The sequence below is a fragment of the Pseudomonas sp. P5_A12 genome, assembly GCF_056400685.1.
This window is the reverse complement of record NZ_JBFUKU010000306.1, coordinates 1-6081: the sequence shown is the minus strand read 5'-3', so window position 1 is coordinate 6081 and position 6081 is coordinate 1. Positions and strand designations below refer to the sequence as shown.

Below are 6081 nucleotides of genomic sequence, written 5' to 3'. Positions count from 1 at the left end.
GTGTAGTAACCGTCCGGAACTTGTGCGGCCGGGTGTTTCGACCACGGGGTTACCGGGCGGTCGTGATGGCCATCGAACGGGCCGTTGTACAGGCGTTTTGGCTCAAGGAAGATCACCGGGTCATCGTTTTCGATGGAGGCAATCAGCAAGCCTTTGGCGTCGTAGGGGTTGGATGGCATGACCGTGCGCAGACCGCACACCTGGGTGAACATCGCCTCGATGCTCTGGCTGTGGGTCTGGCCGCCGTAGATGCCGCCGCCGCAAGGCATGCGCAGGGTCATCGGGGCGGTGAACTCGCCAGCCGAGCGATAACGCAGGCGGGCGGCTTCGGAAATGATCTGGTCCGACGCCGGGTACACGTAGTCGGCGAACTGGATCTCGGCAACCGGGCGCAGACCGTAAGCGCCCATGCCCACGGCGACACCGACGATACCGCTTTCGGAAATCGGCGCGTCGAACACGCGGGAGGTACCATACTTGGTCTGCAGGCCTTCGGTGCAGCGGAACACGCCGCCGAAGTAGCCAACGTCCTGGCCGAAGACTACGACGTTGTCGTCACGCTCAAGCATCACATCCATGGCCGAGCGCAGGGCCTGGATCATGGTCATGGTGGTCGTAGTCATGGCGGTTTCCAGCTCGATTTTGTTGTTGTGGTCGTTCATGTCAGATCCCCAACTCTTGACGCTGGCGCTTCAAGTGCTCCGGCATCTCTTTGTAGACGTCTTCGAACATGGTCGCGGCGCTTGGAATCTGGCCGCCGGCGAGGGTGCCGTACTGTTCGGCTTCTTTCTGTGCGGCGATGACTTCGGCTTCCAGTTCGGCGCTGACGGCGGTGTGTTCCTCTTCGGACCAGTGACCGATCTTGATCAGGTGCTGCTTAAGGCGCGCAATCGGGTCGCCCAACGGGAAGTAGCTCCAGTCGTCGGCAGGACGGTATTTGGATGGATCATCGGAGGTGGAGTGTGGACCGGCGCGGTAGGTGACCCATTCGATCATGGTCGGGCCGAGGTTGCGGCGCGCACGTTCGGCGGCCCAGGCAGAGGCGGCGTAGACTGCGACGAAATCGTTGCCATCAACCCGCAGGGAGGCAATGCCGCAGCCGACGCCACGACCAGCAAACGTGGTGGCTTCGCCGCCAGCAATCGCCTGGAAGGTCGAGATCGCCCATTGATTGTTGACCACGTTGAGGATCACCGGCGCACGGTAAACGTGGGCGAAGGTGAGGGCGGTGTGGAAGTCCGCTTCAGCGGTGGCGCCGTCGCCGATCCAGGCCGAGGCGATTTTGGTGTCGCCCTTGATCGCCGAGGCCATGCCCCAGCCCACACCCTGTACGAATTGGGTGGCGAGGTTGCCGGAAATGGTGAAAAAGCCCGCATCTTTGACTGAGTACATGATCGGTAACTGACGGCCCTTGAGCGGATCGCGTTCGTTGGACAGCAGTTGGCAGATCAGGCCCACCAGCGGTACGTCGCGGGCCATCAAGATGCTTTGTTGGCGGTAGGTGGGGAAGCACATGTCGTCGATGTTCAAGGCCAGGGCCTGGCCGGTGCCAATGGCTTCTTCACCGAGGCTCTGCATGTAGAACGACATTTTTTTCTGACGCTGGGCGACCACCATGCGGTTGTCGTAGATCCGCGTCTTGAGCATGGCGCGCATGCCTTTACGCAGGATCTCGACCGGTACGTCTTCAGCCCACGGACCGTGGGCATTGCCCTGGTCGTCGAGCACGCGAATCAGGCCTTTGGCCAGGTCGGCGGTGTCGGCGGGTTCAACGTCAATGGAAGGTTTGCGCACCGTGCCAGCGTCGGTCAGACGCAGGTAGGAGAAGTCGGTTTTGCAGCCAGGACGGCCCGAGGGTTCGGGCACGTGCAGTTGCAGCGGTTCGTACGCTTGTTTCATGGCTTCTACGCTCGATCTTGTGAATTTCTTGTAGTGAGCTGACCGTCATTCTTCTGTGGAAGAAATCTTGTCCTACAACAATCATAGGCCCGGCGCAGAAGAATATTTATCTCTGTTTCGTTGCGTCGAAGATCATTTGAGGATAAAAAATCTGTACAAACATAAAAAACAGGTGATTTTGTCTCATGCGCAAACTGGACCGTACCGATATCGGCATTTTGAACAGCCTTCAGGAGAACGCGCGTATCACCAACGCCGACCTCGCACGCTCGGTCAATCTGTCGCCGACGCCGTGCTTCAATCGGGTCAAGGCGATGGAAGAGTTGGGACTGRTTCGTGAACAAGTGACGCTGCTGGATGCGGACCTGCTGGGCCTGCATGTGAATGTGTTCATTCACGTGAGCCTGGAGAAGCAAGTGGAGGAAGCACTACAACATTTTGAAGAGGCGATCTCGGATCGCCCGGAAGTGATGGAGTGCTATTTGATGGCCGGCGACCCGGACTATTTGATTCGGGTTTTGGTGCCGACCATCCAGTCGCTGGAGCGCTTCATGATGGATTTCCTCACCAAAGTCCCCGGCGTGGCGAACATCCGTTCGAGCTTCGCCCTCAAGCAGGTGCGCTACAAAACCGCACTGCCATTGCCGGCCAACGGCTTGACCCTCTCCAACTGACCCCAATCCCGGCCATTGGGTATTGGCAGRCAAATCGCAGACGCAGCTTCGCGTTGCTCGACAGCTGCTACGGGGGGGAGGGGGAGTCAGAGTTTGTTGATGGGATTTGTAGCAGCTGTCGAGCACCGCGAGGCAGCGTCCGGCGGCGCAGCCGTCGCAAAGTCGGCAATCGGGTTTTATCAGGCACACCGCAAACGCAGCCTCGCGTTGCTCGACAGCTGCTACGCAGAGGGTAGGGGGCGTCAGAGTTTGTTGATGGGGATTTTCAGGTAGGTCACGCCGTTGCTCTCGGCCGGGGGCAAGTTCCCGGCCCGCACATTCACCTGAATCGCTGGCAGTAACAGGTTCGGCATGCCCAACCCGGCATCGCGTCGCGTGCGCATGTCGACAAACGCCGCCTCATCAATGCCGTCATGCACGTGAATGTTGCTTTTGCGCTGCTCGCCGACCGTGGTCATGCATTGGGGTTCACGGCCTTCGGGTGGGTAATCGTGGCAAACGTACAGACTCACGCTGGCCGGGAAGGCCAGCAGTTTGCGAATCGAGGCGTACAACTGGTTGGCGTTGCCGCCAGGAAAGTCGCAACGTGCGGTGCCGACATCGGGCATGAACAGCGTGTCGCCAACCAGAATCTGCTCATCGTCGATCAGATAGGCCATGTCCGCCGGGGTGTGGCCCGGCACGTGCAGGGCGGAGGCCCTGAGATTGCCGATCATGAACGACTCGTCCGGCGCGAACAGATGATCGAACTGCGAACCGTCAATGCAAAATTCCGGCTCAAGATTGAACAGGCTTTTGAACACGCCTTGCACCTTGCTGATCGACTCGCCAATCGCTATTTTGCCGCCCAGCTCCCGGCGCAGATAAGGCGCGGCAGACAGGTGATCGGCATGGGCATGGGTTTCCAGCAACCATTGCACCTGCAACTGATGAGTGCGCACAAACGCGATGATTTTATCGGCCTGAGCCGTGCACGTCCTGCCGGCTGCCGGATCGTAGTCGAGCACCGGGTCGACGATGGCGCATTGGCCGCCATCGGCTTCGTAGATCACGTAGCTGYAGGTCGACGAGGCGGGGTCGAGGAAAGCTTCAATCAAGGCAGGCATGGTGAGCATTTCTATGTGAACAAGCACCGAGGGTAGTTTCATTTTCCCCGCATTGACCAGCCCCGAATCAATTCAATTGATGAAAAAATCTGCGCGGGCTCTATCCTGTCAGTCATCGATACCGGGCGTTCCCGGCCTTTTTCCGCAGATCACGAGTGGTTTATGTTGCTGGCAAGTTTTTTTGGGGTGGTCATGGGCCTGGTCCTCGGGTTGACCGGGGCCGGTGGCGGCATTCTTGCGGTGCCGGCCCTGGTGCTGGGGTTGGGTTTGACCATGACCCAAGCGGCGCCCGTCGCCTTGTTTGCGGTTGGCAGCGCAGCAGCGGTCGGGGCTATTGACGGGTTGCGGCATGGCCTGGTGCGGTACCGCGCGGCGTTACTGATCGCGCTGCTCGGCGCGGTGTTTTCTCCGGTGGGCATCTACTTCGCCCATCAGTTGCCGGAAAAAATCCTGATGATTCTGTTCAGCCTGCTGATGGTCATGGTCGCCTGGCGGATGCTGCGCCGTGAGCGTCAGGAAGCGGGGCCGAGCGATCACGGTCACGCCAACTGGGGGCAGAAAAACTGCATGCTCGATCAGCAGACCGGGCGTTTCTCCTGGACCGCCAAATGCACGGCGACCCTGGCGTCGCTCGGCGCGGTAACGGGCGTGGTGTCCGGGCTGCTCGGCGTGGGCGGCGGCTTTCTGATCGTCCCGGCATTCAAGCAACTGACCGACGTGCAGATGCGCGGGATCGTCGCCACGTCCCTGATGGTGATCAGCCTGATTTCTGCCATCGGCGTGATCGGCGCGTTTCAGGCCGGCGTGCGCATCGATAGCCTCGGCGTCAGCTTCATCGCCGCCAGCATCGTCGGCATGATCATTGGCCGCAAGCTGTGCGCACACGTGCCGGCGCGGGCGTTACAGGTCTGCTTTGCCAGCGTCTGTATTGTGATTGCCGCTTATATGCTGTTCAGGGCCGGCGTCTGAAAATCCCCTGCATGTGGGCCCGCTCGGGTCCACAGCGACGGTCTCCACCACTCTCATCCCATTGAAGCGTCCGACTGCTACCCAAGTAGCATTCGTTGCGCTGCACGGGTTTCGTACACTTCTGACTCAACCATACGCACCTGCGGGAGGCGACGATGCAGCAGGTCCAGGGTGAAGGTGTCGTCAGCGCAATGTCCCAGGCCACCGATGCCCGGCAAGTGGCGCAGGAACTGGCGCGTCAATTGTTGCACCCGCATCTGGGCTTCGTGCTGTTTTTCTGTTCCGCCGAGTATGACTTGCAGGCGCTGGGCGAGGCCTTGCAGCACAGTTTCGGGGGTATTCGACTGGCGGGTTGCACCAGTGCCGGGGAAATCACCCCGTTGGGCTATGGACGCAATTGCGTAACGGCGGTGGGTTTCGATCACCGGCACTTTTCCATTGCGCTCGAGTTGATCGACGAAATGGAACACTTCAGCCTGATCGATGCGCAGCAAATGGTCGAGCGCCTGGTCAGCGGCTGTCGCAGTAACACCGTGGCACCGATCAAGGGCAACAGTTTTGCCCTGACCCTGCTCGATGGTTTGTCCAGCCGTGAAGAAATGGTCCTCGCCGCCTTGAGTGCCGCATTGGGCGACATTCCCCATTTTGGCGGTTCGGCCGGTGACGACAACTACCTGACCCATACCCATGTGTACTTCGATGGCGCCTTTCACAGCGGTGCGGCGGTGGTGGTATTGGTCAATACCTGGCTGGATTTCGAAGTGTTCACCACCCACCACATGCTGCCCCGGGCCGAAAAACTGGTGGTGACCGGGGCCGACAGCGCCTCGCGTCGTGTCTATGAGCTCAACGCGGAACCTGCCGCCGCCGAATACGCCCGGCACATCGGCGTGCCGGTGAATGAACTGGATCACCGAATCTTCGCCGCGCACCCGTTGGCCGTGAAGATCAACGAGCAATATTACGTGCGCGCGATTCAGCAGGTGCATGCGGACTTGAGCCTGAGTTTTTACTGCGCCGTGGAGAATGGCATCGTGCTCACCGCCATGACCCCGGGCCCCATGCTGCCGAACCTGAAAAGCTTGTTCGAGGGGCTGGAGGAACGTTTGGGTGACCTGATGCTGACTATCGGTTGCGACTGTTTTCTCAGGCGTCTGGAACTGGAAGACGACGGCCGTCTCGACGATATCGGGACGTTTTTGCGCGAGCAACGGGTGATGGGTTTCAACACCTACGGAGAACAGTTCAATGGCATGCACATCAACCAGACCTTCACCGGCGTTGCCATTGCCCGCGGCCGTGCCCCAGGACATCGCTGAGCTACAGACCGAACTGCTCAGCCTGCGCCACGACAACCATAAATTGCAGCGCATCAACGCTGCGCTGATCGAGCGTATCGAGTCCGGCATCACCCGGGGCAATGACCCTTATGC

The 6081-nt window shown here is 59.9% G+C and carries 7 protein-coding genes; 4 read left to right on the top strand and 3 right to left on the bottom strand.

Features of this window, described 5'->3' with window-relative positions:
* The coding region (locus tag AC1DSG_RS26200; RefSeq protein ID WP_477793486.1) for an alpha-ketoacid dehydrogenase subunit beta at positions 1–662 on the bottom strand (662 nt) is incomplete at its 3' end.
* A gap of 1 nt (position 663) precedes the next feature.
* A complete protein-coding gene (locus tag AC1DSG_RS26195) occupies positions 664–1899 on the bottom strand; it encodes a 3-methyl-2-oxobutanoate dehydrogenase (2-methylpropanoyl-transferring) subunit alpha (RefSeq protein ID WP_452626094.1) in 1236 nt (411 codons plus the stop codon).
* Positions 1900–2084: 185 nt separating this feature from the next.
* On the opposite strand from AC1DSG_RS26195, the gene bkdR reads away from it, so the two are divergent.
* Positions 2085–2573 carry a Bkd operon transcriptional regulator BkdR gene (bkdR, locus tag AC1DSG_RS26190; RefSeq protein ID WP_477793485.1) on the top strand — a complete coding sequence of 163 codons (489 nt, stop codon included), beginning with the start codon at positions 2085–2087 and terminating at the stop codon, positions 2571–2573.
* A 242-nt stretch (positions 2574–2815) separates the two neighbouring features.
* Here the strand turns inward: bkdR and AC1DSG_RS26185 are convergent, their stop codons facing one another.
* Positions 2816–3679, bottom strand: a complete 864-nt coding sequence (locus AC1DSG_RS26185) for an MBL fold metallo-hydrolase (RefSeq protein ID WP_477793484.1) — start codon at positions 3677–3679, stop codon at positions 2816–2818.
* A 162-nt stretch (positions 3680–3841) separates the two neighbouring features.
* Between AC1DSG_RS26185 and AC1DSG_RS26180 the strand changes: the two genes are divergently transcribed.
* The 3 genes from AC1DSG_RS26180 to AC1DSG_RS26170 all read left to right on the top strand — a co-directional run.
* A complete protein-coding gene (locus AC1DSG_RS26180; protein ID WP_477793483.1) occupies positions 3842–4648 on the top strand; it encodes a sulfite exporter TauE/SafE family protein in 807 nt (268 codons plus the stop codon).
* Positions 4649–4803: 155 nt separating this feature from the next.
* Positions 4804–5967 (top strand): nitric oxide-sensing protein NosP, encoded by a 1164-nt coding sequence (gene nosP, locus AC1DSG_RS26175; RefSeq protein ID WP_477793482.1) that lies wholly within the window; start codon positions 4804–4806, stop codon positions 5965–5967.
* Positions 5897–6081: hypothetical protein (locus tag AC1DSG_RS26170; protein ID WP_477793481.1), on the top strand; the 185-nt coding region annotated here is incomplete at its 3' end. The genes nosP and AC1DSG_RS26170, both read left to right, overlap by 71 nt.

Coding starts and splice junctions, on each gene's coding strand:
- AC1DSG_RS26195 (WP_452626094.1), bottom strand. CDS start 1,899: ATGAAACAAGCGTACGAACCGCTGCAACTGCACGTGCCCGAACCCTCG.
- AC1DSG_RS26180 (WP_477793483.1), top strand. CDS start 3,842: ATGTTGCTGGCAAGTTTTTTTGGGGTGGTCATGGGCCTGGTCCTCGGG.
- nosP (WP_477793482.1), top strand. CDS start 4,804: ATGCAGCAGGTCCAGGGTGAAGGTGTCGTCAGCGCAATGTCCCAGGCC.